We start from the raw sequence: 25,149 nt of genomic DNA, 5'->3' as shown, positions 1-25,149 counted from the left end.
GCGAAGGTCTCATCGACTATCCATCCCTGTGACGCGGCAGGCAGACCGCGGCATGGCAGCCGGACAGCACATCCCTGCCGAGCAGCGCACGAAGGCCGCATCTCATCCAGGGCTCCGTCAAGTTTTCTAAGGGCGGGGCTTGTTGGTGATGCCCAGGATCGTGAGTGCGTGTTCGGGTTCGTGGCGGAGGGCGCGGGTGGTCTTGGCTACGTTGTCGGCTCCGAGAAGTTTCAGGGCGCCGATGGCGAGGTTGCGGAAGCCGGCCATGGCGCGGGGCGCGTTCCCGGCATGAACGGTGGAGGCGTCCTCGGCGAAGGTGACATCTCGGATGTGGTGGGAGGAATTTTCAATTCCCCAATGTCCTTGAATGGCGGCGGCGAGGTCGGCGGGGGTGGCATGGTGGGAGTCGAGGCTGGTGACGGCGTAGACGCTTTCACGGGTCTCGGGCTTGCCGGTGGGCTTGCGGCGGCGGTGGACGCGGATGGCCAGGACGGCATGGGGGAAGGCGATCCCGCCGAGGCTTCCGGCGAGGGAACAGGTCTTGATCGACCGGGACTCGCGCCGTCCGTGGGCGGTGCGGGAGGCGGTGTGCTGGATGGCGATCGATGTCCAGGGCAGGGCGTCGAGCTGGGTGTACGCGACGGGCTGGTTGGTCTTGATGACCGCGATGCAGTGGGTTTTCTTCGTCTCGACCAGCCAGGTGATGTTGGCCTTCACCGAGTGCAGGGCATCGAAGGTGACCACCGTGTCCGTGAGGTCGAGCGGTGCCAGCAGCGGCTTGAAGCGCCGCGTCTCGTTCGTCTCGGCCCCGACCTCGGCCTGGGCGAGGGTGGCGACGGGTGCGTGCGTGACCGCCGAGAGCAGGTGCCGGCGCGGGGCGTCCAGGCGGGCCGAGCCCTTGAGCGCTTTACCGTCCACGGCGACGACCCGCCGGACGTGGGCCGAGGGCATGTCCGCCGATGGGGCCTTGCGGTGCTGGTCGGCGAGGTAGGCGCCAACCGCCTGGTCCAGGGCATCGCCGTCCAGCGCCTCAAGAACGCGTCCGATGGTGACCGGCTTCGGACTACGCCGCCAGCCGAGCAGATGACGGCGGATCCCGAGGGCCGTCAACAGCGCGATGGACGCCCGGTCACCGGCCTCGGCGATCTCCTCGATGCTCTTCGCGCCACCGAGGACCGCGCAGGCACACACCAGCAAGATCGCCGTCAACGAGTACCAGCGACCCCGGCGTGAGCGCGGATCGGGCACCGACTCCAGATAGGGGCGCAGGTCAGCGATCCGGTCCGCGTCCAGCGGACCCAGCTTCGCCAGCACGGCGGGAAGAGGGGAAGATGCAACGGCCGGCACGGGACGTCCTCGTGATCATCTGGCTTAGTCACCACAATCATCACGAACTCCCGTGCCTGTACTGCTCCCCGCCCTCACCAGGCGCGATCGCCAACTCTACGCACCTACAGGGAACTTGACGGAGCCCTGGCCGTATGCAGCGCTCCCGTGCTGTCGTCAGCACGGAAAGGGAGCGGATGGATCCACAACCAACACCCCAACCCCACCGAAGACCCTGAGAGGCATCCCCTGACGAACCAAAACTCAGCAGGAGTTGGCAGAGAGGGTCCGCGCGATTTGCCCAGCATCACAACATCCCATAGCATTGAAATCGCATGGGCTATGCGCTACCGGAAGTGCAGCGTCGGGTGAGGCGTATGTCCTCTCTTCAACTGGCTTCGTTCACGCGCCAGCAAATCCCGAGACCATGCAACGTCCCAGACAGAACAGGGACCGCGGACACCGGTTTCATCTTGGCTGTTTCCTGGTTCGCCATCGTGATCTGTGAGGTCATCCGCAACACCAGGATGACATTGCCCCCAGCACAGTGGTCATGGAATTTTTCCTAGCACACCGACACTCGTTCTCCACGCCAGCTCGCCTTGCTCGGCACCACCATCCTTTTTGACGACGCGAGTGCTGAGCAATAGACGTCGCTGCTGAGCCCGGTCGCAACTCCGGCTACCGTCGTAATGGCCTTACGCTTCTCATCACCGAGCGACGAGGCCGCCGACAGGAGTTGCCGCCTTCTGTGAGCGCCGCCTGGGTCCCAGTACGTGTTCCGGCGGGAACGACCACCGCTGCAGCGAAGTCCAGCACCTTCGCCCCAGCGTTGCGAAGCACACTTCATGGAGCAGAAATGCCAAAACTGACGACGGCACAGCACCAGTTCCTCGGCAACGCCATCAGCGCAGCCCAGGCCACACAGACGGAATTCCAGGTGCCGGTCTCCGTCACGGTCGCTCAGGCCATTCTGGAGAGCGCATGGGGCACACATCACATAGGCGGCGCCAACAACTACTTCGGGATAAAGGCTCAGACACAGAATGGCCAAGTGACGTGGGGATCCATCGCCACCGGATTTGTCACAGTACCCACCCGCGAAGTGATCAACGGTCACGACGTGACAGTCCAGGCACACTTCCGGTCATACAAATCGATGACGGATTCCTTCCGTGACCATGGCTCATTCCTGCGGAAGAACTCCAACTACGCGGCAGCCTTCAAAACGACAGACGGCATCGCCTTCGCCCGGGCCGTGGCCGCCGGCCACTACGCTACGGACCCGCATTACGCGGATCTCCTCGTGCGAATCATCCGGGAGCAGAATCTCCAGCCGCACGACCGTTTTCACACGCCCAGCCATTGATGAATCCGTCGGCCTGCCCGGGGCCGTCGGCCTTCGCGGTGCTGCCTCCGCTGCTGCTGGACCGGCCCCGGGAGTTCCGGCGGCCAGAACGGCTTCGGCGCACTGTCGCCGACCATCAGGGTCTGTACGGTGAGTGGCTCCGGCTCACATTCGGTGGTAACGCCCTGGGGCAACGGGTACTGACGGCAAGAGGCTCAGGTCGACGGGGCATATACGAGGTTGTCAGGCTGCGTTCTTGTCCCGGATACGGCGACAGCACCCGTCCGTGAACTGCGCTGTCAGGACCGGGGCGGGCGTGCCGCACGGTTGCCACCGAATGTGAGCCGGACCCGCTCACCGTACAGACCCGGAGAGAGCGTTGAGGGGTCTCTGAGCTTTACGCGGAGGACGGTGCGGCGGGCGCCGGACGGCAGGTGGCCGGAGCCGCGCAGGCAGCGTCGGCGCCGAGAGTGACGAGGTGGGGGACGACGTGCCGGGTGAGCCGGTCGAGCCTGACGGTCGTTGTCCGGCGGCGAACGTCGGCTCATCGCGAGATGCGGCCAGCGGCCGAGGCCCGGGGGATCTGGTGTTCGGTGGTGTGCTCGCGGTGGTCACTCGGGTCGGCTGATGGCCCGCCAGCAGGCGTCGGCGATCTCATCGAGCTGGGCCTGGGTCAGCTCGATGCCGCCGGCGGCGAGGCGGACGGCCGGGCTGAGGGAGAGCTCGTAGAGCACGTCGAGGGGGAACGGATGCAGTCGTGCGGCGATGTCGGGCAGGGTCACCTGGGCCAGGAGCGGGTTGTTCTCGTCGGTGAGGACGGATTCGTGGGCGGGGCCACGGTAGGGGGAGTGTTCCACCTGCAGGAGGAACCGTGCGTGGTCCGGGTTCGCCTTCACATACCGGTAGCAGGCCAGCCACAGGGCGTGGAACCGCCTTTCGGCGGGGAGGTCGGGGTCCAGGTCCGTCGTGGCGGCGAGGCCGAGCGCGGCTTTCGTCTCGCCGTACGCCGCCAGCACCAGTTCGTCCTTGGAGGCGTAGTGGGTGTAGGCGGTGCCGGTGGCCACGCCCGCCTCGCGGGCGACCGCGGTCATGGAAGTGCCGTGGAAGCCGTTTTGTGCCACCAGGCTGCGCAGGGCTGCGCGGACGGCGGCCGCCCGGTCGGTCGGCGCCGCCATCACGCGCCGGCCGGGGTGTGCAGGTCGAGCGCGACACCGGTTTCGCGCTCGGACACCTCCCAGAGCTTCGCGACGGCATGGTCCATCCCGAACCTGCGCAGGATCGGCTTGCGGACCGGAGCGCCGTTGTTCACGAACACCGGGCCGTAGAACTCGCCGCCCTTGGCCGCCGGGTCGGTGGCGGCGCGCAGCTGCGGCAGCGCGCCGTTGTCGGCGGACATGCCGGTGTGCCGGGCCATGGCGTGGGAGAACCGCTGGGAGGCGCCGCCGCCGGAGCCCTCCACGCTGACCGTCTGGAGGTCGGTGTCGGACAGACCGGGGTGCGCAATCAAGCTGACGGTGTGCGCGCCCGCCCGCTCCAGGTCGCGCTGCAGCCCGAGCCCGAAGTGGAAGTTGGCCAGCTTCGCCTGGCCGTAGGCGCGCCAGGGCCCGTAGCGGCCCTTCAGGTGGGGGTTGGCCACGTCGACGGGGCGGCCCATGTGGTGGGCGGTGCTGGTCACGGTGACGATGCGGGATCCGGGCGTGCGCAGCAGCGCGGGCAGCAGGAGCGCGGTCAGTGTCCAGTGGCCCAGGTGGTCGACACCGAACTGCATCTCGAAGCCGTCGACCGTGCGCGTCTCGGCGATTGCCATGACACCCGCGTTGTTGACCAGGAGGTCGAGGCTGTCGTGGGCGGCCAGGATCTCCCCCGCGGCCTCCTTCACGGACACCTGCGAGGACAGGTCGAGCGCGACCAGTTCCAGTGAGGCGTTCGGGACGGCTGCCCGGATCTCCTCGACCGCGGCGGCGGCCTTCTCCTGGTTGCGCACGGCCATCACGACGTGCGCGCCCTTCGCCGCCAGGTTCCTCGCGGTCACCAGTCCGAGCCCGCCGTTGGCGCCGGTGACGACGGCCGTGCGGCCGTGCTGGTCAGGGATGTCGGTTGCGGTCCAGCCCATCTCACACCTCCGAGTGAATGTTCATTCAATGTAGTGGGCGTGTTCCTGGTCTGCAAACACGGCATCGAAGAGGGGCAACCGCGCGAAGAACCGGGCGCCTTCGAGGGCGCCGCGGTGGTGCCGACGTCCATGCGTTCCTCGAGCTCGCCGACGGCGGCCACCTGCACCGGTACCTGGCCGAGTGCATCGGCGCGCTCCCCGGCGTGCACCGCCCAGGACCGAGGTCGTCGCGCGGTGGATCAAACGGGCCGGACCGCTCGTCGCCTCCCGAGCCTGAGCGCGGCTTGCCTTCGAGCGCGCTCGAAGCTTTAGCGTCGGGGCCATGACCGCGACGAACGAGACGAAGACATGGATCATCACGGGCGCGAGTTCGGGCCTCGGCCTGGCGCTCGCCGAGGCGGCACTCGCGGCCGGCGAGCATGTGGTCGGGACCGCGCGGCGGGCCGACCGGTTCGACGGGCTCAAGGCGCGGTACGGGGACCGGCTCCTCGCCGTCGAGCACGATGTGCGTGACACGGCGGGAGCGGCCGCGGTCGTGCAGCGCGCGCTGGAGGTGTTCGGACGTGTCGACGTGCTCGTCAACAATGCCGGCGCCGGGCAGGTCGGCGCCGCCGAAGAGATCACGGATGCCGCGCTGCGGGCCATGCTCGAGCAGCACCTGTTCGGGCCGGCCGCCTATGTGCGTGCCGTGCTGCCCCACCTGCGGGAGCGTCGCTCGGGTGCGATCGTGCAGATGAGCAGCCAGGGCGGGCGGATGTCGTTCCCCACCGTCGGCAGCTACTCGGCCGGCAAGTTCGCGCTGGAGGGCTGGTCGGAGGCGCTCGCGGGCGAGGTCGCACCGTTCGGTATCCGCGTCCTCATCATCGAGCCCAGTCGCTTCCGCACCGCGTTCAACGCCGCCGACGTGCTCAACACAGCGCAGCAGAGTTCGGTCTACGACGAGGCCACCGGTGCCGTGCGCGCGAACATGGCCGAGGCCGACGGCATCCAGGAGGGCGACCCGGCACGCGCCGCCCAGGTGATCCGCCACATGCTCGACACCCCCGACGCGCCGCTCCGGCTCCCGCTCGGTGCCGAGGCGGTCCGCAATCTCACCCGCGTCTACCGTGGTGCGCTCGACGACGTCGAGAAATGGGCGTCCGTGAGCGAGTCGGCAGACTTCCCGGGCCTGCCGCCCGCGGTGCGCGCGTTCTGATCGCCGTACGCTGCGGGCCATGGCCATGGAAGCGCTGATCGAACACATCCTCGCTGCCGGCGACGGGCCGTCCTCGTCGGCGATCGATGCGCTGCACGAGCTGCCCGACGACGCCACGATCGAGGCCTCGCCGATGCCCATGAGTGTCGCCGAGGTGTGACTGGGCGCTTCAGCCGGCCGGTGAGCTTCGAGCCGGACGCTCCGAGCTCAACGCGGTGCCATCGCTGTGGCTGACGCGCGGCGGCCCGATTCGGGTGGGCCTGGCGAGCCCCACCCGAACCAGCAGAACGGTCGGAACTCTTCGAAGCCCGGCGTCGGGCGCGGGTCGGGCAGCCGGTAGGCGCCGATCCGCGGCCGACCGCCGGCCGGGGCGGCGGTCCCGCCGACCGGAGCGCCCGGTATCGGACGCCACCCCAGATTGACCGCAAAGTACGCCACGGCGGCGCCGGCCGACGGCCACCAGACATCGTCGAGCAGCACGATGCCGCCAGGTCGGACGATCTCACCCAGGAAGCGGAGGTCGACGAACACGTTGTGGAAATGGTGGCTGCCGTCGACGAACGCCGCGTCCGCGGCGAAACCCGCGTCGGCCAACCGGGCGAGGAACCGCTGCGACGGTTCGGTCACCAGCTCGGCGATGTCGTCCAGGCCGGCGCTGCGCAGCAGTTCCCACCCGACACCGTCGTACGCCGTGTACTGGAACGGGTCGATCACCACATGCCGCGGGCTTTGTGAACCGGTGCGCAGCAGCGCCTCGCTGATCGCCAGCGCCGAGCCGGCATAGGCGAGCCCGATCTCGACGACCGTGCCGACCCGCTCATCCACCAGGAGGTCACGTACCTGATCGCACTCGCGCTCCGGCAGCGTGACGGTGGCGAAGTCCGGACCGCCATGGGGACTCCGCGGCGGCCCGTGCTCGGCGAGCTCGCGGCGTACAGCGGCCACTCGATCCCGCCACTCGTCTGCGACTCCGCCCGGTTGCACGATCGAGTTCACCAAGCACGCTCCTTCCGGCTGAGGGCACGCACGGGACGCGGCCCACTGTGACACTCAGTGCGGCCGGCTGGAGCCTCAGTCACATCATCGCCGCCCTCGACCGGCCCGACACGACGAACGGCCCGACCGGCAGCGCGAGCTGAGGCCGGGCTCTTTCGTCTGCCGCGGACGAGGCGGGTCACACGGTGGCGCCGCCGTCGACGGCGAGCGTGGCCCCCGTGGACGAAGGCGGCTGGAAGAACCGCATCAGCAGACGCGGCGAAGGAGGCTGCTTCTCGCGGCCGACCTCGGGTTATCCCCACCCCCGGTCCACCGGCAGCCGTCATGGTCCCCAGCGGCCCCGATCCGTAGCTTCGGGATATCGGCAGGGGAAGATCACGAGAGGTCGGGACATGGGGCTGCGCCGGGCCAAGCGGCAGAAGACGGACCATCTGCCGGAGGATCAGGGCACGCCCGGTCTCGCCGTCGAACTGCGGGGTGTCCGGCGGCAGTACGGCCGTGGAGCCGGCGTCGTGCACGCCCTCGCGGGTATCGATCTCGCCCTGCCACGTGGCACGTTCACTGCCGTCATGGGGCCCTCGGGTTCCGGCAAGTCCACCTTTCTGCAGTGCGCCGCCGGCCTGGACCGGCCGTCGGCCGGGTACGTGCGCCTCGGCGGTACGGAAATCACAGGTATGCACGAGAACGAACTCGCCGAACTGCGCCGCAGCCGCCTCGGCTTCGTCTTCCAGGCCTTCAACCTGCTGCCCTCCCTCACCGTGGAGGAGAACGTGCTGCTCCCGATGCGACTTGCCGGACAGCGACCGGACCGCCGCCGCGCCGCCGCCGTGCTGGCGCGGGTCGGGCTCGCCGACAGGGCGAGAAGTCGGCCCGACGAACTCTCCGGCGGCCAGCAGCAACGCGTCACCATCGCCCGCGCGCTGGTCACGGCCCCGGACGTGATCTTCGCCGACGAGCCCACCGGCGCCCTGGACACCGGTACCGCTGCCGAGGTCCTCGGCCTGCTCCGGCAGGCGGTGGACGGCCTCGGTGCCACCGTCGTCATGGTCACCCACGACCCGGCCGCCGCCATATGGGCCGACCGCGTGCTGTTTCTCGCGGACGGGGTTCTCGCCGGCAGCCTCGACGACAGCTCGGCGGAGCACATCGCGGCGCGGATGGCCGCGCTCGCCTCCCGCACGGGCACGACGGCGGGAGCCACGGCGTGAGGAGGTTCGCCCCCAGCGGCCTCGCCCGTGCGGCCGTTCGCTTCAAACCGGCGTCGTTCGCCGGCACGTTCGTCGCGCTGATGATGGCGGCACTGATCGTCTCCGCCTGCGGCATCCTCCTGGAGACAGGCGTCCGCGCCTCGGTACCGCCACAGCGGTACGCGGAGGCTGCAGTCGTCGTGGCGGCGGACCAGTACGCCCTCGCCGACAAGGGCAGCGACGACGAGTCGGCCAAACCGCTGCCGGACACGGCACGCCTGGACACCGCGTTGGCGGACAAGGCGGCACAGGCGCCCGGTGCGAAGGCTGCGGTACCGGACTTCACCTTCCCCGTGCGCCAGGGCAACGGTGTGATGACCGGCCACGGCTGGGGATCGCACGGCTTCACCGGTGCCGCCCTCACCGACGGTGCCGCCCCCCGGACCGGCGAGGTCGTGCTCGACGACGCCGCCGCAGGGGCGATGAAGGCCGGCATCGGTGACACCGTCGCGCTCGAAACGGCCACCGGGCACTTCGAGTTCCGTGTCTCCGGGCTGGCGGAGGCCGGGCCCGGAGACGTGGCCGAGGGCTCCACGGGCTGGTTCGCCGACGCCCGGGCCCCGGCGCTCGCCGGGCACCCCGGCAAGGCAGACGCCATCGCCGTACTGGCGAAAGACGGCGTGGACGCCGACAGTCTCGCTGCCGGTGTGAGGAAGTCGCTCGCCGGCTCCGGCGCCGAGGTACACACCGGCGACAGCCGGGGCACCGTCGAGGACCGCGGGCTGGGGTACGCCAAGGAGACGCTCTCGGGGCTCGGCGGTTCCTTCGGCGGAATCGCCGCCATGGTCGCCGTCTTCACCGCGTCCGGCACGATCGCACTGTCCGTGGCCCAGCGCGCCCGGGAGTTCGCGCTGCTGCGGGCCGTCGGCGCCACTCCGCGGCAGATCCGCCGCGCGGTCGCCGTCGAGGCGCTGCTCGTCGCTCCGCCCGCCGGGCTGGTCGGCTGCCTGCCCGGCATCGGACTCGCACACTGGTGGTTCGGACAGATGAAGGACCGCGGGGCAGTCCCGCAGGCCGTGGACCTGCGTGTCTCCTTCATCCCGCTCCTCGTCGCCGTCGGGACGGGACTGCTGACCGCGCTCATCGCCGGTTGGGCCGCCGGGCGCAGGCCCGCGCGGATCAGGCCGGGCCAGGCGCTCACCGAGGCGTCGGTGGAGCGGCTGCGGCCAAGCGTGATCCGTACCGTCCTGGGCCTGGGCGCCCTCGTCGGCGGTGGTTTCCTTGCCGTTTTCGCCGCCCGTTCGGCCGGGGAGGACGCGGCCGAGGCATCCCTCGGCGTCGTCATGCTCTTCATGCTCGCCATCGCGCTGCTCGGCCCGCTGGTGGCGCGGCTGTGCGCGGAACTGATCGGACTCCCGCTGAGAGCCGCCGGCGCCGCGGCCTCGCTCGCGGCCGCCAACTCCCGTACGAACGCCCGTCGGCTGGCCTCCGCGATCACTCCGATCACGCTGGCGATGACCTTCGCCTCGACGCTCGTCTTCATGCACACGAGCGAGACCCATGCCGCCGCGAAGCAGCTGCGTGCGGGTGTCACCGCGGACCACGTGATCACGGACCCCGCCGGGCTGCCCGTCGGCACCGCCGACCGGGCAGCCCGCCTCCCCGGCGTCGAAGCGGCCGTGGGGCTGCTCGAGACCCAGGTGCTCGTGGCTGTCGGCTCCGGCCACGACCGGCGGCTGGAGGACTCGTCGGCCCAAGGCATTTCCGGCTCCGGCACGCAGCTCGCGAAGGTGCAGGACCTGGACGTGCGCAGCGGCAGCCTGGACCGGGTCGGCAGGGGCCGGATCGCCATCGACAGGGCGCTCTCCACGTCGGCGAAGGCCGAGGTCGGCGACAGGCTGCCGATCCGCCTCCCGGACGGCACCGGAACGAGCCCCGAGGTCGTCGCCGTGTACGGCCGCGGTCTCGGCCTGCCGGCGGTGACCATGGATCGGGCGTCCCTGACCGCCCACGTCACCTCGGGCTTCGACAGCGTCCTGCTGGTACGGGGCGGAGACGCCGAGGCTCTCGCGCCGCTGGGCAAGGTCACCGGCACCTCCGGGTACGCCGTCCGGCAGAACGCCGACCGTGAACTCAACGCCTGGGCCAACTACACGATGGCCGCTGTCCTCGGCGGCTTCGCAACCGTCGCCGCCGTCAACACCCTCGTGATGACCGTCCTCGACCGCCGCCGTGAGATGGGCCTGCTCCGTCTCGTCGGCGCCACCCGGCTCCAGGTGATGCGGATGCTCCGCTGGGAGGCCCTGCTCGTGTCCGTCTCAGGTGTGGCCCTGGCCACGGCCATCACCGCGGTCACGCTCGTCCCGATGACGCGCGGCCTGACAGGGGAGCCCCCGTACATACCTCCACTGGTCTACGCCGCATTCGCCGCGGCCGCGGTGGCCCTCACCCTGCTCTCCGTCAGCCTCCCGGCACGCGCGGCACTACGCGACCGGAACCAGTGAAGTCCGACCAGTCGATCGTGATGCCGTCCCTGCGGTACTGGATCTCCTCCCAGCCGGTGCGGTACCAGACGAAGTCGCCGGCCGCCTGCCGCGGATCCGCGACGATGGCCTCCGTCGCACGCACGGTGAGCCCGCCGAAGACGTCCTTGCTCTTCGGCTTCGTCGTGCGCCGCATGGAGGCGAAGGCCCAGGGGGCCGTGAGATGAGCCGGCCGGAGATCGAGGTCCGCGCGCTGCACAAGTCGTTCGGCGACAACGAGGTGCCGCGCGGCATCGACCTGGAGATCGGCCGGGGCGACGTGGTGTGCGTCATCGGCCCGTCGGGCTCCGGCAAGTCCACCCTGCTGCGCTGCGTGAACCTCCTGGAGAAACCCACCGCGGGGCACGTCCCGCTCGTGGGCCGGGCCGGCGGCCACGGAGGGGACGCGGGCCCGGGGAGCCATGTCGTTCCGGCAGCGGACCGACCTTGCCGTACAGGTGGCCGTGGACAGCTGGGCCGGGTTCGCCAGAAGCGTGTACCGGCGGTGGGCGGCGGCCGGCCGGGGCCGTTTCCCGGCCCGAGGCCGCAAGGTCTTGTCCCGGGCGCACGAAGTGCCACCGCACACGGGCACTTGACAGCTTTATCTGCTCGCAACACGATACCGATCACACCCCAAAACCTTCGGTGTCTTCGGGACCGCTCCTCATGGGAGCGCTCCCACGTTTTTGTCGTCGATCCTGGGGTGCCGCCCCCGCCGGAGAGCTCGCCGGCACAACGGGACGTCGTACCACCGCACTTCCTCAGCGCGCCGCACACTCCGGACGAGAGTGTGTGACGCAACCTGCCAAGAGACGGAGGTACAGTCGTGCGCCGCAGACTCACAGCGCGCGGCAGCGCTCCCGGCCCTCCCGCCGACGCTCGCCGCCAGCCGGGCAGTTCCTCCCCCGAAGCCGTCTGCCCGATGATCCGCGGCCACTGATCCGGTACTCCCGTGACCCGGTGTCTCGCCGCCCCGCGACGGGGTCACGGGCACCGTCCGCCGCACTCCGGCCGGGGTCGCCGCTCACCGCCGTACGCAAGGCGGCCGACACGCCCCCGGCCTGGCGCTGGCGCTTCTCATCCACTCATCGACCAGGAGCAGCCATGCAACCAGGCAGCTTACGGCGCCGCACGGTCGCCGCCCTCACGACGCTCACCGCTTGCGCAGCCCTCACCACGACGCAGGCACAGGCCGCACCCACGCGAGACGTGATCACCCCGGCCACGAAGCTCTACGTCGACCCGCACAGCAAGGCCGCGGATCAGGCCCTCGTGGACTTCAGGAACGGCGACACGGAGAACGGCAAGAACATGGCCAGACTCGCGAGCTGGCCGCAGGCCGAGTGGTTCACCGAGGGGACGCCCGGTGAGGTGCGCGTCGCGGTGAAGAAGCTCGTCCAGCGGGCCCGGACCGTCCACCGTACCCCGGTCCTGGTCGCCTACGACGTCCCGGGCCGGGACTGCTCGCAGTACTCCAGTGGCGGAGCCCCGTCGTCCGCCGCCTACCGGCAGTGGATCGACGCCTTCGCCGACGGCATCGGCGGCAGCGGGGCCGTGGTCGTCGTCGAACCCGACGGGCTGGCCCTGCTCCCCCAGGACTGCGGGGCCACCACCGACCCGACGGGCGAACTCACGGCCGCCCGGATCGCCGACCTCCAGTACGCCGTCAAGACCCTGAAGGCCGGACCGCGCACCGCGGTCTACCTGGACGCGGGCAACGTCCAGTGGCACGCCGTGGGCGAGATCGCGCGGCGGCTGCTGGACGCCGGGGTCCGGTACGGCGACGGCTTCGCCCTGAACGTGTCCAACCAGCACCCCACCGACCACAGCACCAGGTACGGCACCTGGATCGCCAAGTGCATGTGGTACGCCACCGAGGGACCCGAGCAGGCGCGCGGCCACACCGACCGGTGCGCCAGCCAGTACTACTCGTCCGCCGCACCCAACGACGGCACCCCCGGCAGCTCCGTCTCCTCGTCCGACCCCGCCACCTGGCACTGGACCGACGCCTGGTTCGACCAGAACACCGGCACCCCGCCGGCCGACGGACTGCGCCACTTCGTGGTCGACACCAGCCGCAACGGCCGGGGGGCGTGGACCCCTGAGCCGGGCAAGTACACCGGGGACCCGGAGGTGTGGTGCAACGCCCCCGGCCGAGGCCTCGGTCCGCGCCCCACCGCCGACACCGGCGTCCCGCTCGTCGACGCCTATCTGTGGATCAAGGTGCCCGGTGAGTCCGACGGCAGTTGCACGCGCAACACCGGCGGAACGGTCGACCCCGAGTACGGCATCGTCGACCCGCCGGCCGGCGCGTGGTGGCCCGATCAGGCCCACGCCCTGGCGCGCAACGCGGTACCGCGTCTGACGTTCAACCGCTGAGCCCGCCCGGACACCCCCGCGCACCGCGGGGGTGTCTGTCGCCGATCGAGGCGTTCGCCCAGCGGGGGCTTTCCGACCGGCTCGTCCCCTGCCGCCACGGGCAGCACGTGACCGTCCCCGCGGACGGCGGTCCGCCCGTGGTCCGGGCGACGGACGGATAGGAGCCGACGCCCCGGGACAGCCGGCCCAGCGCCCGGGCGGCCCGGTTCGGCGCGGGTCCGCCCGGGCGGACTTCCCGGTGCTCTCGGGTGGGGTGTCCGCCGGTTCGGGCGGGACACCCGGTCGTCGGCTCCGGTGGAGCCGGCCGGCTCCACCGCGTCCGGGTTGCGGTCGACGACCACGATCTCGGCGGCCGTCAGGGCCTTGAGCACCTGCACGCCGATGTGCCCGAGCCCGCCGGCGCCGATGACCGCACAGACGAGGATGTGCAGGTCGGCCCGGCACACGACGGCGCCGCCGATCCTCCCGACCACGTCGTACGGGCCGGTCACCGAGGGGGTCGGGACGCCGGTCATCCCGGGGTCGCGGCCGTGGCCGACGACCTGGACTGCTTTCACGAGGCCTTCTCCCAGGAAAATGTGGCGGGCCGAGGCTGATCATGGCCGTTTCTCTGTAGCACGAGCCCGTCACGGCGTATAGCGTCGTCGTCGGATGCCGTGGTCCGCAGACTGCCCGCGCTGCTGCGCGGGCGCTTTGCTGTCAAGTGCCCGACCACGGCGTGATCCGCCGGGGCCGCGTCGCGCGGTTCTGACAACGACCGAGAGGTACCAGCATGGCCAGCGGAACCGTCAAGTGGTTCAACGCCGAGAAGGGCTTCGGTTTCATCGCCCAGGACGGCGGGGGTCCCGACGTCTTCGCGCACTACTCCAACATCAACGCGTCCGGCTTCCGTGAGCTGCAGGAAGGCCAGGCTGTCACCTTCGACGTCACCCAGGGCCAGAAGGGGCCGCAGGCGGAGAACATCACCCCCGCCTGACCGGACAGCTCCGGGCACCGGCCGACCACCGTCCCGGCGCCGGCCTCCGCCCTGCGGACGGTCGGCGTCGGGATCACCGCAGGGGTTCCGCCGCTGCCGACCCCGAAGTTTGTCAACCGTGGTCCGAGCCCACCAGCGCACCGCAGGAGTACCTCCGGGGCCGCCCGCGTGCCGTCGGCCCTGCCGTGCGCGCCACCAGGAGAGTTGCGTGTGAGTCCGCGCTCCCACGGGCCCCGGCGTCGGCGTCGGCGTCGGCGTCGGACCAGTTCAGGGACTCGGCGCTCCCATGGGACGTTCACGTTCGCCCGGATCCGGCCCACCGAAGGTGAGGCGGCCCGACTGGTGTGCATCGTCGAGGACCTGCTGCTCGCCCGTCTCGACGAGGAGACCGGTGCGGATGCGCGCCCGCCGCTGCGGCTCACACCGATGGGCCTGCGCACGCCGGCCGCCGACACCCTGCACGACCTGCGGGCCCTGGCGCCCGAACATCCCGTCACCCTGACCGGCCCGGACGGCGGGCCGCCCGGCACGCCGGTACGGATCGGCGTGGGCACCCTCGACGGCAGGGCCGTCCTCGGGCTGAACGACCAGGGCCCCGGGACGACCGCCGAGGAGGCCACCCGCGTCTTCTACCGCGCAGACACCGCCCCAGGCCAGGGCACCACCCTCCGCGTCCTGCTGCCGCTGCACTCCGACGACTCGGCCAGCCCTCCGGCGGACGACGCGGGCACCGGAAGCGGCGGAGAGTTCCTCTTTGCGCGCGAGGGCGCGGAGGGTGGCGAGCCGCCGGACCGAGACTCTCCCGACGGCTCCGGGACGCCGGTCACCGTCCGCCGCCCTCGATACCGGGTCGGGCGAGCGTGCGGAAGATCTCGTCGATCTCCTCCGGTGTGCTCTGCGGGCTCTCGGTGAGCCACCACCGCAGGCAGGCGAGGTGGGCGGCGACGACGAAGCGGACGACCGCCTCTCGGGGGACTCCGCACGGGGTGGCGGCGGGGATCTCGTCGCGCACGACGTCGGCGAGCAGCTCCTCGATGTGCTGCAGCACGGGGCGCAGGCCGCTCTGGGTGAAGACGGCCCGCGCGAGGTTCCGCTGCTCCTGGAGGTGGCGCAGGAACGGCAGGCTGAAACGCAGCGGGTCGCGGGCCGGTGCCGCGGTGGCGTTCGGCGCCGGCCGGTCGATCAGGGTGCGGAGGTCGGCGAAGCCGTCCGTGAGCAGCTCGTCCTTGTTGGAGTAGTGGTTGTAGAAGGTGGAGCGGCCCACGTCGGCGCGGTCGATGATGTCCTGGATCGTCACGTTCTCATAGCCCTTCTCCGCCATGAGCCGGAGGAGGGCGCTCTGCAGTGCCTGCTGGGTGCGGCGAACCCTCCGGTCGGGCCTTGTGACCATCGTCACTCCCTGTTCCTGGACGCCGGGTGCGGCTGCTGTCCGGTTCCGCACACCGTGCCGTCGCCTGTTTCTTGTCCCGCCTACGTTTCTGGACCTTAATCCGTTAGTGAACACACGTCCAGAAACTATCGCCAGGGATGAGGTGGTGCCGTATGACGCCCCGCGTGCAGAACTCCGCGAGTGATCCGGTGATCACGGCTCGAGGACTCTTCAAGACCTATTCGCTGCCTTCGGGTGAGGTCACCGCGCTCGCCGGGGTCGACCTGCGGGTCGTGCCGGGAGAATTCGTCGCCGTGGTGGGCCGGTCGGGCAGCGGCAAGACCACGCTGCTGAACCTGCTGGCCGGCATCGACCGGCCCACCGCCGGAGAGATCGTCCTGGCGGGTACGGCCGTCCACACGCTCAAGGGCTCACGGCTCGCCGCGTGGCGGGGCAGGTGCATCGGCCTGGTCTTCCAGTTCTTCCAGCTGCTGCCCACCCTGACCGTGGCGGAGAACGTGATGCTGCCGATGGACCTGTGCGACACGTTCCCCGCCCGGCACCGCCGTGCCCGGGCCCTGGAACTCCTGGCCCGGGTCGGCATCCGCGAGCAGGCGGACAAGCTGCCCTCGGCGCTGTCGGGCGGCCAGCAGCAGCGCGCCGCGATCGCGCGGGCCCTGGCGAACGAGCCCCCCGTGCTGCTGGCCGACGAACCGACCGGCAACCTGGACTCGGCGACCTCCGACAGCGTGCTGGACCTGTTCGCGCAGATGGCGGCCGAGGGCCGGACCGTGGTCATGGTCACCCACGAACGCGACCTGTCCCGCCACGCCACCCGCCGGATCACCCTCACCGACGGCGCGGTCAGCCAGGACACGGCGACCCGGAACGCACGAGAGGGCGTGGCCTCGTGACCCGCCTGCGGCTGCGGAAACTGGGCCGCGACCTGTGGGCCACCCGCTCCAGGGTCGCGATGATGACGATCGCGATCGCGGTCAGCGTGCTCACGGTCACCGCGTTCCTCTCCGCCCGGGCGATCATCGGCCGGGAGATCACCCGCAACTACCGGGCCACGCACCCGGCCTCGGCCACCCTGCATGTACCTGGCGGCGTCGACCAGGCCACTCTCGCCGCCGTACGTGCCCAGCCGGGCGTTCTGGGCGCCACGGCCCGCAGCACCCTCCAGGCCCGCATCAGGGTGGGTGACGGACCGTGGCGCACCCTGGTGCTCTTCGCCGGCGCCCCGGCCGATCCCCGGCGCATCGCCACGGTCGACGTGGAGACCGGAAGCTGGCCCCCGGCCGAGGGATCCCTGTTCCTGGAGCGCACCGCCCTCGGCTTCCTGGGGGTGAGCACCGGCCAACGGGTGACGGTCGAGGCACCCGGAGGCGCGCCGGCCCCCATGACGGTGGCCGGTTCGGTGCACGACGGCGGAGTGGCCCCGGCCGGGCAGGAGCAGACCGCCTATGGCTACGCCACCACCACCGCGCTGGCCCCCTGGGGCGGCACCAGGTCCTGGACCAACTGCGCATCGTCGTGGGCGACCACTCCACGGCCTCCACCAGTTCCCCGGTCATCGACCGCACCGCGCAGCGCGTCGCCATTCGGCTGAAGACGCTGGGGCACCCGGTCAGCAGCATCGACATCCCGCCCCCCGGCCGGCATCCCCACCAGGGGCAGATGGTCATGGTCGGGTTCGTGCTCCTGGCTTTCGGACTGACGGCGCTGCTGCTGGCCTCGGTCCTGGTCGCCACGATGCTCGGCGGCATGCTGACCGCGCAGATCCGGCAGATCGGGGCCATGAAGGCGGTCGGCGCCCGCACCGGCCAGATACTCCTGATGTACCTGGCGCAGGCCGCGTTCGTCGCGGTCACCGCCACCGCGCTCGCGCTCGCACCCGGACTCGCCCTGGGGCGTGTCCTGGCCGGGCAGGGCGCCCGTCTGCTCAACCTCGACATCGCCGGTGAGTCCGTACCCGCCTGGGTGTACGCGGTGGCGCTGGGCGCCGGGGTGGGCATACCCCTGCTGGTGGCCCTGGTGCCGCTGCTGCGCGGCAGCCGGGTCACCGTGCGCCGGGCCATCGACGACGCCGGGGCCGGCCCCGGTGTCCCGGGCGGCTTCCCGGAGCGGCTCCTGACCCGCCTCCGCGGCCCCGGCCGCACCCAGCTGATGGCCCTGCGCACCATGTTCCGGCGCCGCGGGCGCCTGGCCCTCGGTGTGGGGCTGCTCGCCGTCGCCGGCACCATGTTCCTCACCGGACTGAACACCGCGGGCGGCTGGAGCTCCCTGGTCACCCAGAGCGTCGCCCAGCGCCGCTACGACATCGAGATACGGCTCGACAAGCCCTACTCCGCCGACCGGCTCGTGGCCCTCGCACGCGCGACCCGCGGCGTGGCGGCCGCCGAGGCCTGGGGCCGCGCCGCAGCCACCGTCCACACGGCCGGACGGGTCGACGTGGCGCGCGTCTACCCCGACGAGGCCCACGACAGCTTCACCGTGATGGCGCCACCCGCCGGCACCCGTCTGATGCATCTGCCGCTCACCGCAGGCCGATGGCTGCGGCCCGACGACACCGACGCCGTCGTGCTGAACAACCTGGTACCCGCGCAGCAGGCCCCCGGCACCACCGTCGGAGACACCGTCACCGTCACCGTCGCCGGACACCCCGTCACCCGCCGGGTGGTGGGTATCGTCTCCGACTTCGGCACCCTGGGCGCCGCCTACCTGACCGACCGGGACTACGCCGCAATCACCGGAACTCCCGGCCGGGCCGAGATGCTGCGCGTCGTCACCGACCGTCACGATCCCGCGAGCCGGCAGGCGGTCCTCGACCGACTGGACAAGACCCTGACCGGGGCGGGCACGGGCATCCAGCAGACCGGCACCATCGACACCCTGCGCGTGGCCCTGGACGGACATGTCCTGGTCCTGGCCGACGCCCTGATCGCCCTCGCGGTCGTGATGGGCTTCGTGGGACTGCTGGGCCTCGCCTCCGCGTTGAGCACCAGTGTCCTCGAGAGGACCAGGGAGTTCGGGGTGCTGCGCACGCTCGGCGCCACCGCCTCCGTGATCCGTGCCGTCGTCGTCACCGAGGGCGTCCTGACGGCCGCGCTCAGCCTGCTGCTCGCCACGGTGGCGGCGCTGCCGCTGACCCGGGTGTTCGGGGCCTTCATCGGCCGGCAGGCGTTCCTCCAGGACCTTCCGTTCGCCTTCTCGCTCCCCGCGCTCGTGCTGTGGAGCCTGGTGACCCTGGCGGGCGCCGCCGCGGCCAGCGCCGCCGCCCGACGCGCCTCGCTGACGACCGTACGTGAAGCCCTCGTGAGTCTTTAGCACTCGTCCCGCCGGGCCCGCAGCACCGTCCCGGCGTCCGCAGCGCCGTCCCGACCCCGCGACATCATCCCGAAGGACAGCACCATGAGCCGCAGCCGCAAGATCCTCCTGGCCCTCGTCTGCATCGGCCTCCTGATGGCGGCCGTCCACTTCACCGTCAACGGCGTCCCGGCCCTCAGCAGCCTCAATCCCCACGGCAACTGACTTACCGTCACATATCACACATCCCGAAGAGGCGACTCTTGCCCAACCTTGACAACCTTCCCGTCCGACCCGCCCCGATCCGGGTGGGAAGCCGTACCGTCGTGCCCCTCGTGGAAGCCGTCGGTCCGGCCCTGCCCGCCCGCGCCACCTACCCGCAACTCGACCCGGACGAACTCCGCGAGCTCCTCCAGACGTACGGAGACACCTACAGCGACGGCTCCCGGAATCGTCTGCCAGGGCTTCGCGGTCCTCGGTGGGGGGCGGGTCATACTCATCGACACCTGTCTTGGCGGCCCCAAACCCGAAAGGCCGCATCCCAGGGGCAACTTCGTCTCGCACTGGCCCTCCTTCCTGGCCGAAGCGGGGATCGGGCCGGAACAGGTGGACACGGTGATCAACACCCATCTGCACCATGACCACGTCGGCTGGAACACCACCTTCGAGGCGGGACGGCTACGGCCCGCCTTTCCCCGGGCCCGGTATCTGACCACCACGGAAGAGTTCGCCCACGCCACCCGCGGCACGCCGCAGGCCCACATCACCGACAGCCTGCTGCCGCTGCGAACCATGGGGCGGTTCAATCAGGCCAAGGACCACATGGGTGCCGGAGACCCGGTGATCAGCGTGGACACCGAGAAGAAGGAGGTGGTCGGCGACTACAAGAACGCCGGGCGTCAGTGGCGGCCCGAGAGTGAGCCGGTGCTGGTCAAGACGCATGACTTCCTGGACCGGCAGGGGCCGGGCAAGGCGATCCCGTACGGGATCTACGACATCACCGCCAACACCGGCTGGGTCAGTGTCGGCACCGACCACGACACCGCCGCGTTCGCGGTGGCCTCGATCCGCCGCTGGTGGCAGGCGGTCGGCCGCCGTGACTACCCGCGCGCCACCCGGCTGCTGATCACTGCGGATGCGGGCGGCTCGAACGGCTACCGCACCCGCACCTGGAAGAGCGAACTCGCAGCCCTGGCCACCGAGACCGGCCTGGACATCACCGTCTGCCACCTGCCGCCCGGCACATCGAAATGGAACAAGGTGGAGCACCGGCTGTTCTCCCACATCAGCATGAACTGGCGCGACAGGCCGCTGACCAGCCACGAAGTGATCGTGAACAGCATCACGGCGACCACCACCCGCACCGGGCTGAGAGTCCACGCCGAACTCGATCCGGGCACCTACGACACCGGGGTCAAGGTCACCGACGACGAGACCGATGCGCTGCCGATGGCCCGGCACCGTTTCCACGGCGACTGGAACTACACGCTCCACCCCGTCGGGCCCCAGCCGGCCGACGGCCGAGAGGCAGGACCGCAAGCCGCCGCCGCGATCACCGCCGAGCAGCCCGGATGCCTGGACGGACTCAGCACCTCCCTGCTCCGCAACCCGGAGCTGACCGGCATGGCCATCGAGCAACTGGACGCCCTGGTTGCCTCGTTGATCCCGACACTGGCACACCAACGTGAGCGGCTTCGCCACGAACGCCGGGGCGGTGAGCAACTCCGCGCGCGAGGGGCGGGCGCCAAGGACAAGCTCTGCGATGCGGACCGGATCCTGGCCACCGTCCTCTGCCTGCGCAAGATCGGCACCTACGACCTGCTCGCCCGGCTCTTCGGCGTCGCTGGAAGCACGCTCACGCGTGCCGTTCAAGAGGTACGGCCCCTCCTGGCCGAGCACGCGATCCCGCCCTCAACCGCCAGATTCCGCACCCCGACAGACGTGTCCACCCACCTCGACACGTACGCCCACCAGTCCCAAAGGAAGATCAAACCCGCATGTTGATTCTCTGCGAGTCCCTACGAGTTCGACCCGAGTAGCCGCTGGCGCTCGCCGGTGACGGCCGCCTGCCTGACGTGGTCGAGGAGGCGGTGGTGGCGCACGGCGTGGGTAAAGTCGGGGACGGCCCGGGTGCCCTCGGTGAGGTCGGTGCGCAGTTGGGCGTAGGCGTGGGCGACGGTGTAGGCCATGGTGTCACGCGCGGTGGCGAGGGCGGGGACGTTCGCGTCGTAACGTGGCGGGACCGGCAGCTCGGCTGGTTCCGCGTTCCTGGCGCGGGCGCCGTGGATGGTGACCTGGCCGAACTGGAGGTGTCCGGAGTCGCCGGTGACGAGCAGGTCGCCCTCGGTCCCGTTGATCTCCCACAGGAAGTTGGTGGAACGGGCGACCCCGCCGCGGAAGTGGACTGAGGCGACGGCGCCCGATTCGAGGGTCCCGGTCACGGCGATCTGATCGTCGGCATCTGTAGGTGCGGGCTCTCCGGTCTCCTCGTGGTGGACCTCGGTGCGCCGGACAGCCGTCGTGGCGCCGAGTTCGGTGAACTCGCCCAGCACCGAGGCAAGTCCGTCGACGGTATGGGCGAACGGAATGGACAGCATCGTTGCGCCATTGGCGCGGTCGAGCAGGTAGGCGCTGCGACTGTCGAACGTCGCACCCCACTTCCTCCCCGAGGCGACGACACTGGTGGAGAGCACCCGTCCGACGTAGCCGTCCGCGACCAGGTCGCGCAGGTAGCGGACCGGTGGCGCGGAGCGCGCCTGGAGCCCGACGAAGCCGCGCAGCTTCCGCGACTGCGCAAACGCGGCCATCTCCTCGGCCTCGGTGGTCCCGGTGCCCAGCGGCCACTCGCTCAGCACAGTCTTCCCCGCAGCCAGCGCGGACATGACCAGCTCCCGGTGATGCGGCACCTTCACGGTGACGACCACCAGGTCCACCTCATCCCGCTCGACCAGTTCCTCGACGCTGCCGAACGCCAGCGGCACACCGAACTTCTCTCCGGCGGCCTTCGCCGACTCGACACTGCTGGCACTGAGGGCGCGCAGTTCGTAGGTGTCGGGCAAGGCGGCGAGGGCCGGGACGTGGGCCGTCCCCGCCCAGCCGCCACCGGCGCTGAGCCCGACGATGCCGACGCCGATCGGCGCGGGCGAAGCGGTCGTGGGCGTGGAGGCTTGTGTGAACGCACGAGAGGAGGGCACAACGGTTCCCTTCGCCTGGCCGGTGCCATCAGCAGGTCGTCACCACCGTAACTTATGTTCGTTCAAATGCGAACATGCTCTGCCCGGGACTCCGTGGATACTGGGGGACGTGGCCAGCCGAACCTCGTCCCCGTTGCTCCACCCCGACGAGCAGGACATCGACCTGTTCGCGGTAATGACCGCCCTCACCGACCCCGTACGCCTAGGCATCGTGGCAACCCTCGGTACCCGGTCCGAGGTGGCCTGCGGCTGTTTCGACCTCCCGGTGGGCAAATCCACCAGCAGCCGCCACTTCCGCGTGCTGCGTGAGGCCGGCGTGATCCGGCAGCGAGACGAGGGAACACGCCGTATCAACTCCCTCCGCCGCACGGAACTGGACCGACGCTTCCCCGGCCTGGTCGATCTCGTCCTGCGCGAGGCCGCCAAAACCGGCGGAGTCCTGCAACCAGCGCACCGCAGGGAGCGCTGACCACATCATTCGAACGACCTCACCGGTGCTCCGGCCAGGCGAGGGCAACCTGCAGCGTGAGCCCATCGAGAGAGACGGACACGGTCCTCGTAACGAGCCGGACGCGGCGGATCACCTCAGGCCGTGCAGCGCGGGCGACCGCAGCGCTGGTGAGCTGATGATCAGTTCACCAGGTGGTACCGCGACCTGGCCGCACCACATCCGCGGACCGGATTGCTCGAGGAACACCAGGCCATTTTCCTGGCAGTGCTCACCCGCAACCCTGATGCGGCCGTCGCCGCGATGCGCCACCGTGCCGCCTCCGCCCGCAGCGCTACTCGGGGTGACACCCGTCCCGCCCCGGACACCGTCTCATCCCTGGCTGCCCTCGTCAGCCTGCTCATGCTGCTGACGGCGGAGATGCGCCCGGCGCGGCGCGGGGTGCCTGCCAACAGCCGGATCCGTGCCGTCGTCGTCCGTGTCTGCCGCACGGCCGAGCTGCTGCACCCCATGGTGATGGTGTACGTCACCGGCTTCGTCGCGGTGCACCGCCGTCGGCTCGGCGCACGCTCCATGTCGGTGTCCGCAGTGATCCGGGGAACGCCGGTCTCCGCCGCCGCACTGGCACCGACCCTGGAGGTGGCGCTGATCGCCCTGGTGTTCGCCGGCTCGGCCCCCTTCACGTTCAGCTCCTCGACCAAGACGCCGATGCAGCCGGGAGCCGCAGATGCGTGGAAGGGCGCCGTCGATCCGGCCGATCGGCCGGCCGGGCAGCACTGTGGCCGGCGCACCATCCGCGGGAGCCAGCGGCACCTCCTGGGGAGCATGCAGCGCGATCTGTCGGCGGCCTCGCCGCCACCGGAATCGACGTCATCGTCCTGGCTCTGCCGATGCCCGGCCGATCCGTCCGACGCCGACGCCGACGCCGACGGGAGGAGGCTTGTGAGCACGTTTATCAGACGCGCCGCTGGTGACTCGGGACGACGTGCGCGAGCCGGCGAAGGAGCGCGACGCGCGGCGCCACCTGCACGCGCTCAGACAGGGATGGGAGTGGCTGGGCGCTCACATCCTCGTGCGCCGGGCCCGCGACCTGGAGCTGATGCACCGGGCCATGGGGTTCGCGACGCTGGCCCTGGTCACACTGGCCCCCCTGCTCATCGTGGTCGCCGCCGCGGACCCGCTCGGGCGCGGCGGCTTCGCGGCGTGGCTGGCGGACGGCATGGGGCTGACCGGCCGCTCCCAGCGCGTGCTCACGGGCATCATCAGTCCGCCGCGAGACGTCGTCGGTACCACCAGCGTGTGGGGTGGGCTGGCCCTCGCGCTGTTCGGGGTCTCCCTGGGCGGAAGCGTCCAGAACGGTTACGAGCGGATCTGGCAGCTGCCTCCTGGACCCTGGCACCGGGTATGGCGTCAGGCGACATGGCTCGCGGTACTGACCGCGTACCTCTACCAGGAGATACAGACAGGAGGCGCACTGCACGGACCGCAGCGCATCGCCCTCTCGTCGGTGTCGGGCATCCTGTTCTTCTGGTGGGGGCAGCACTTCCTGCTCGGCGGCCAGGTGCGCTGGCGGGACCTGCTGCCGGGGGCAGCCGTCACCATGCTCGGCCTGGGAGGCTTGAGGGCTTTCTCCTACTTCGTCTTCACCCCCCTGATCGTGGACAACGCGATCAGCTACGGCACTGTGGGCGTTGTCCTGGTGGTCGAGTCCTGGCTCATCGGAGTCGGGTTCGTGATCTATGGCGGCGCGCTGTTCGGCCGCTGGCTCCTCGACCACCACGGGCACCGGTTCCTCACGGTGTGGCTCGGCCGACCGCCAGGAGAACCGGACGGCGACAGCGACGGGCACACCGGCGATGCCCCGGGTTGACCCCCTGCGACCTTTGTGACCCGTTGGCCGAGGCCGCCGACGGTGGTCGAAGGACCGACGGCGCCGGGTGAAAGATCGCTTACCGCGCCATCAGCGGGTGTCGCGGGCCGCCCGGGTGGGGAGCGAAGCCGTATGGCGAGGTGGGCCCAGGGCCCAGAGGGCCGGGTCGCGACCCGCGGGTCGGGGATCGTCGCCAGCCGTCGTCGTCTGCAGCGGCGGCCCCGCAGTCCTGGTCCCAGGCGCCGAGCGGGCTGCCGTCGCATTCTGACCGACCGGTCGTGGCAGATCGGGGCAGGGTGGACGTGCAACCTACGGCATCACGAGCACGACAGGGGCTCGGCATGCTCGGGCGGTTCCTGACCAGGGGCAGGAAGAGCTCGTAAACGTTCGGCCGGACGCCGCACGTCTCAGGGGTCGGAGATCCGTGAGCCAGGTCGCGGCTCATCAAGCGTGGTTCAAGGCCACGGAGCGACAGGCCCGTTTCCCCCCCCGTTACCTACTGATGATCTTCGTGTGATGTCGCGCCGCGGCCGACGATCCTCGCAGTTCAAGGGGACGCCGTCTGCGACATCACGCGTGGAATCTCAGTAATGGGCAGCGAAGCCGGTAGATCGCTACCCGTTACCCGGCCCCAGAGGTCTTGAAAAAGAGCGCGGCCTCCGGCTTCACATCCCGTTCGTGGTGGTAGTGGTCGGTACCGGGAAAATCGTCAAGACACCCCCGGGACCTGATCCCTTGGACAAGAGCCAGCCCCCGGTCCCGTCCGCTGCCTCCACGGTGTCCGCGCCGCATCCACTCCGATGATCGGATCGTTGAAGTCCGTGGTCCAAGCCGTTCACAGGGGTCACCTCTCAAAGAGCCAGGAGCCGTACGAGCTCCCTCACAGACCGAGGGCCCTGCGGATCGCTGAGGTCACG

20 protein-coding genes and 4 pseudogenes are annotated in these 25,149 nt (G+C 70.6%); 16 read left to right on the top strand and 8 right to left on the bottom strand.

The genetic code is table 11. The features are described 5' to 3' along the window. Positions 1-126: 126 nt before the first annotated feature. Positions 127-1,314: an ISAs1 family transposase gene (locus ABZ862_RS30770; protein WP_360965129.1), complete on the bottom strand. Its 1,188-nt coding sequence runs from the start codon at positions 1,312-1,314 to the stop codon at positions 127-129. Between the two features lie 871 nt (positions 1,315-2,185). On the opposite strand from ABZ862_RS30770, the gene ABZ862_RS30765 reads away from it, so the two are divergent. Then, positions 2,186-2,695, top strand: a complete 510-nt coding sequence (locus tag ABZ862_RS30765; protein WP_360965126.1) for a glucosaminidase domain-containing protein — start codon at positions 2,186-2,188, stop codon at positions 2,693-2,695. A 590-nt stretch (positions 2,696-3,285) separates the two neighbouring features. On the opposite strand, the gene ABZ862_RS30760 is transcribed toward ABZ862_RS30765, so the two are convergent. Both ABZ862_RS30760 and ABZ862_RS30755 read right to left on the bottom strand, forming a co-directional pair. Then, positions 3,286-3,849 carry a TetR/AcrR family transcriptional regulator gene (locus ABZ862_RS30760; protein ID WP_360965123.1) on the bottom strand — a complete coding sequence of 188 codons (564 nt, stop codon included), beginning with the start codon at positions 3,847-3,849 and terminating at the stop codon, positions 3,286-3,288. Continuing rightward, positions 3,849-4,787: an oxidoreductase gene (locus ABZ862_RS30755; protein ID WP_360965120.1), complete on the bottom strand. Its 939-nt coding sequence runs from the start codon at positions 4,785-4,787 to the stop codon at positions 3,849-3,851. The genes ABZ862_RS30760 and ABZ862_RS30755 overlap by 1 nt, the downstream gene beginning before the upstream one ends. Positions 4,788-5,109: 322 nt before the next feature. Here ABZ862_RS30755 and ABZ862_RS30750 point away from each other — a divergent pair, with 322 nt between their 5' ends. Both ABZ862_RS30750 and ABZ862_RS30745 read left to right on the top strand, forming a co-directional pair. After that, a complete protein-coding gene (locus tag ABZ862_RS30750; protein ID WP_360965117.1) occupies positions 5,110-5,982 on the top strand; it encodes an SDR family NAD(P)-dependent oxidoreductase in 873 nt (290 codons plus the stop codon). A gap of 19 nt (positions 5,983-6,001) precedes the next feature. Next, on the top strand, positions 6,002-6,142 hold the full coding sequence (locus ABZ862_RS30745) for a hypothetical protein (RefSeq protein ID WP_360965114.1): 141 nt from the start codon (positions 6,002-6,004) through the stop codon (positions 6,140-6,142). 47 nt (positions 6,143-6,189) lie between these two features. On the opposite strand, the gene ABZ862_RS30740 is transcribed toward ABZ862_RS30745, so the two are convergent. Beyond that, on the bottom strand, positions 6,190-6,978 hold the full coding sequence (locus ABZ862_RS30740; RefSeq protein WP_360965111.1) for a class I SAM-dependent methyltransferase: 789 nt from the start codon (positions 6,976-6,978) through the stop codon (positions 6,190-6,192). A 392-nt stretch (positions 6,979-7,370) separates the two neighbouring features. On the opposite strand from ABZ862_RS30740, the gene ABZ862_RS30735 reads away from it, so the two are divergent. Beyond that, entirely contained in the window at positions 7,371-8,186 is an 816-nt protein-coding gene (locus ABZ862_RS30735) for an ABC transporter ATP-binding protein (protein ID WP_360965108.1), read from the top strand. Beyond that, positions 8,183-10,669, top strand: a complete 2,487-nt coding sequence (locus ABZ862_RS30730) for an FtsX-like permease family protein (RefSeq protein WP_360965105.1) — start codon at positions 8,183-8,185, stop codon at positions 10,667-10,669. Before ABZ862_RS30735 ends, ABZ862_RS30730 begins: the two co-directional genes overlap by 4 nt. Here the strand turns inward: ABZ862_RS30730 and ABZ862_RS30725 are convergent. Next, positions 10,626-10,844 (bottom strand): hypothetical protein, encoded by a 219-nt coding sequence (locus ABZ862_RS30725; RefSeq protein ID WP_360965102.1) that lies wholly within the window; start codon positions 10,842-10,844, stop codon positions 10,626-10,628. The two genes, ABZ862_RS30730 and ABZ862_RS30725, sit on opposite strands and share 44 nt — an antisense overlap. Positions 10,845-10,871: 27 nt before the next feature. Between ABZ862_RS30725 and ABZ862_RS30720 the strand changes: the two are divergent. Then, positions 10,872-11,036, top strand: a pseudogene (locus ABZ862_RS30720) (ATP-binding cassette domain-containing protein); the annotation flags it as partial. A gap of 755 nt (positions 11,037-11,791) precedes the next feature. Next, positions 11,792-13,066, top strand: a complete 1,275-nt coding sequence (locus ABZ862_RS30715; RefSeq protein WP_360965099.1) for a glycoside hydrolase family 6 protein — start codon at positions 11,792-11,794, stop codon at positions 13,064-13,066. Here the strand turns inward: ABZ862_RS30715 and ABZ862_RS30710 are convergent. Beyond that, a complete protein-coding gene (locus ABZ862_RS30710; RefSeq protein WP_360965096.1) occupies positions 13,012-13,623 on the bottom strand; it encodes a hypothetical protein in 612 nt (203 codons plus the stop codon). The two genes, ABZ862_RS30715 and ABZ862_RS30710, sit on opposite strands and share 55 nt — an antisense overlap. A gap of 215 nt (positions 13,624-13,838) precedes the next feature. On the opposite strand from ABZ862_RS30710, the gene ABZ862_RS30705 reads away from it, so the two are divergent. Both ABZ862_RS30705 and ABZ862_RS30700 read left to right on the top strand, forming a co-directional pair. Then, positions 13,839-14,042 (top strand): cold-shock protein, encoded by a 204-nt coding sequence (locus ABZ862_RS30705; protein WP_004979083.1) that lies wholly within the window; start codon positions 13,839-13,841, stop codon positions 14,040-14,042. A 321-nt stretch (positions 14,043-14,363) separates the two neighbouring features. Continuing rightward, positions 14,364-14,732 (top strand): annotated as a pseudogene (locus ABZ862_RS30700) (two-component sensor histidine kinase); the annotation flags it as partial. A gap of 133 nt (positions 14,733-14,865) precedes the next feature. On the opposite strand, the gene ABZ862_RS30695 reads toward ABZ862_RS30700, so the two are convergent. Continuing rightward, a complete protein-coding gene (locus ABZ862_RS30695) occupies positions 14,866-15,432 on the bottom strand; it encodes a TetR/AcrR family transcriptional regulator (RefSeq protein ID WP_360965092.1) in 567 nt (188 codons plus the stop codon). 152 nt (positions 15,433-15,584) lie between these two features. Between ABZ862_RS30695 and ABZ862_RS30690 the strand changes: the two genes are divergently transcribed. From ABZ862_RS30690 to ABZ862_RS30670, 5 genes and pseudogenes are all read left to right on the top strand, one after another. Further along, positions 15,585-16,325: an ABC transporter ATP-binding protein gene (locus ABZ862_RS30690; protein WP_360965089.1), complete on the top strand. Its 741-nt coding sequence runs from the start codon at positions 15,585-15,587 to the stop codon at positions 16,323-16,325. Then, complete coding sequence (locus tag ABZ862_RS30685) at positions 16,322-17,023, top strand: hypothetical protein (RefSeq protein ID WP_360965086.1); 702 nt, start codon at positions 16,322-16,324, stop codon at positions 17,021-17,023. The genes ABZ862_RS30690 and ABZ862_RS30685 overlap by 4 nt, the downstream gene beginning before the upstream one ends. Then, the gene (locus tag ABZ862_RS30680) at positions 16,948-18,741 is read left to right on the top strand and encodes an ABC transporter permease (RefSeq protein WP_360965083.1); all 1,794 of its coding nucleotides are present in this window, start codon (positions 16,948-16,950) and stop codon (positions 18,739-18,741) included. Before ABZ862_RS30685 ends, ABZ862_RS30680 begins: the two co-directional genes overlap by 76 nt. Before the next feature lie 252 nt (positions 18,742-18,993). Beyond that, positions 18,994-19,374, top strand: a pseudogene (locus tag ABZ862_RS30675) (MBL fold metallo-hydrolase); the annotation flags it as partial. 153 nt (positions 19,375-19,527) lie between these two features. Next, positions 19,528-20,724 (top strand): annotated as a pseudogene (locus ABZ862_RS30670) (ISAzo13 family transposase); the annotation flags it as partial. 14 nt (positions 20,725-20,738) lie between these two features. On the opposite strand, the gene ABZ862_RS30665 reads toward ABZ862_RS30670, so the two are convergent. After that, entirely contained in the window at positions 20,739-21,914 is a 1,176-nt protein-coding gene (locus ABZ862_RS30665) for a Gfo/Idh/MocA family oxidoreductase (protein WP_360965080.1), read from the bottom strand. Positions 21,915-22,023: 109 nt separating this feature from the next. On the opposite strand from ABZ862_RS30665, the gene ABZ862_RS30660 reads away from it, so the two are divergent. Next, positions 22,024-22,383, top strand: a complete 360-nt coding sequence (locus ABZ862_RS30660; RefSeq protein ID WP_360965077.1) for a helix-turn-helix transcriptional regulator — start codon at positions 22,024-22,026, stop codon at positions 22,381-22,383. Between the two features lie 1,003 nt (positions 22,384-23,386). Beyond that, positions 23,387-24,232: a ribonuclease BN gene (locus ABZ862_RS30655; RefSeq protein ID WP_360965144.1), complete on the top strand. Its 846-nt coding sequence runs from the start codon at positions 23,387-23,389 to the stop codon at positions 24,230-24,232. Positions 24,233-25,149: the final 917 nt, after the last annotated feature.

This window comes from Streptomyces sp. NPDC047000 (assembly GCF_040644295.1).
Lineage (GTDB): Bacteria > Actinomycetota > Actinomycetes > Streptomycetales > Streptomycetaceae > Streptomyces.
Note: the sequence above shows the minus strand (reverse complement) of the source record. Positions and strands in the feature narration are given on the sequence as shown.

Bases quoted from the DNA above. Each gene is read 5' to 3' on its own strand.
- ABZ862_RS30765 (WP_360965126.1), top strand. From the start codon at position 2,186: ATGCCAAAACTGACGACGGCACAGCACCAGTTCCTCGGCAACGCCATC.
- ABZ862_RS30760 (WP_360965123.1), bottom strand. From the start codon at position 3,849: ATGGCGGCGCCGACCGACCGGGCGGCCGCCGTCCGCGCAGCCCTGCGC.
- ABZ862_RS30755 (WP_360965120.1), bottom strand. From the start codon at position 4,787: ATGGGCTGGACCGCAACCGACATCCCTGACCAGCACGGCCGCACGGCC.
- ABZ862_RS30750 (WP_360965117.1), top strand. From the start codon at position 5,110: ATGACCGCGACGAACGAGACGAAGACATGGATCATCACGGGCGCGAGT.
- ABZ862_RS30745 (WP_360965114.1), top strand. From the start codon at position 6,002: ATGGCCATGGAAGCGCTGATCGAACACATCCTCGCTGCCGGCGACGGG.
- ABZ862_RS30735 (WP_360965108.1), top strand. From the start codon at position 7,371: ATGGGGCTGCGCCGGGCCAAGCGGCAGAAGACGGACCATCTGCCGGAG.
- ABZ862_RS30725 (WP_360965102.1), bottom strand. From the start codon at position 10,844: ATGCGGCGCACGACGAAGCCGAAGAGCAAGGACGTCTTCGGCGGGCTC.
- ABZ862_RS30715 (WP_360965099.1), top strand. From the start codon at position 11,792: ATGCAACCAGGCAGCTTACGGCGCCGCACGGTCGCCGCCCTCACGACG.
- ABZ862_RS30705 (WP_004979083.1), top strand. From the start codon at position 13,839: ATGGCCAGCGGAACCGTCAAGTGGTTCAACGCCGAGAAGGGCTTCGGT.
- ABZ862_RS30695 (WP_360965092.1), bottom strand. From the start codon at position 15,432: ATGGTCACAAGGCCCGACCGGAGGGTTCGCCGCACCCAGCAGGCACTG.
- ABZ862_RS30690 (WP_360965089.1), top strand. From the start codon at position 15,585: ATGACGCCCCGCGTGCAGAACTCCGCGAGTGATCCGGTGATCACGGCT.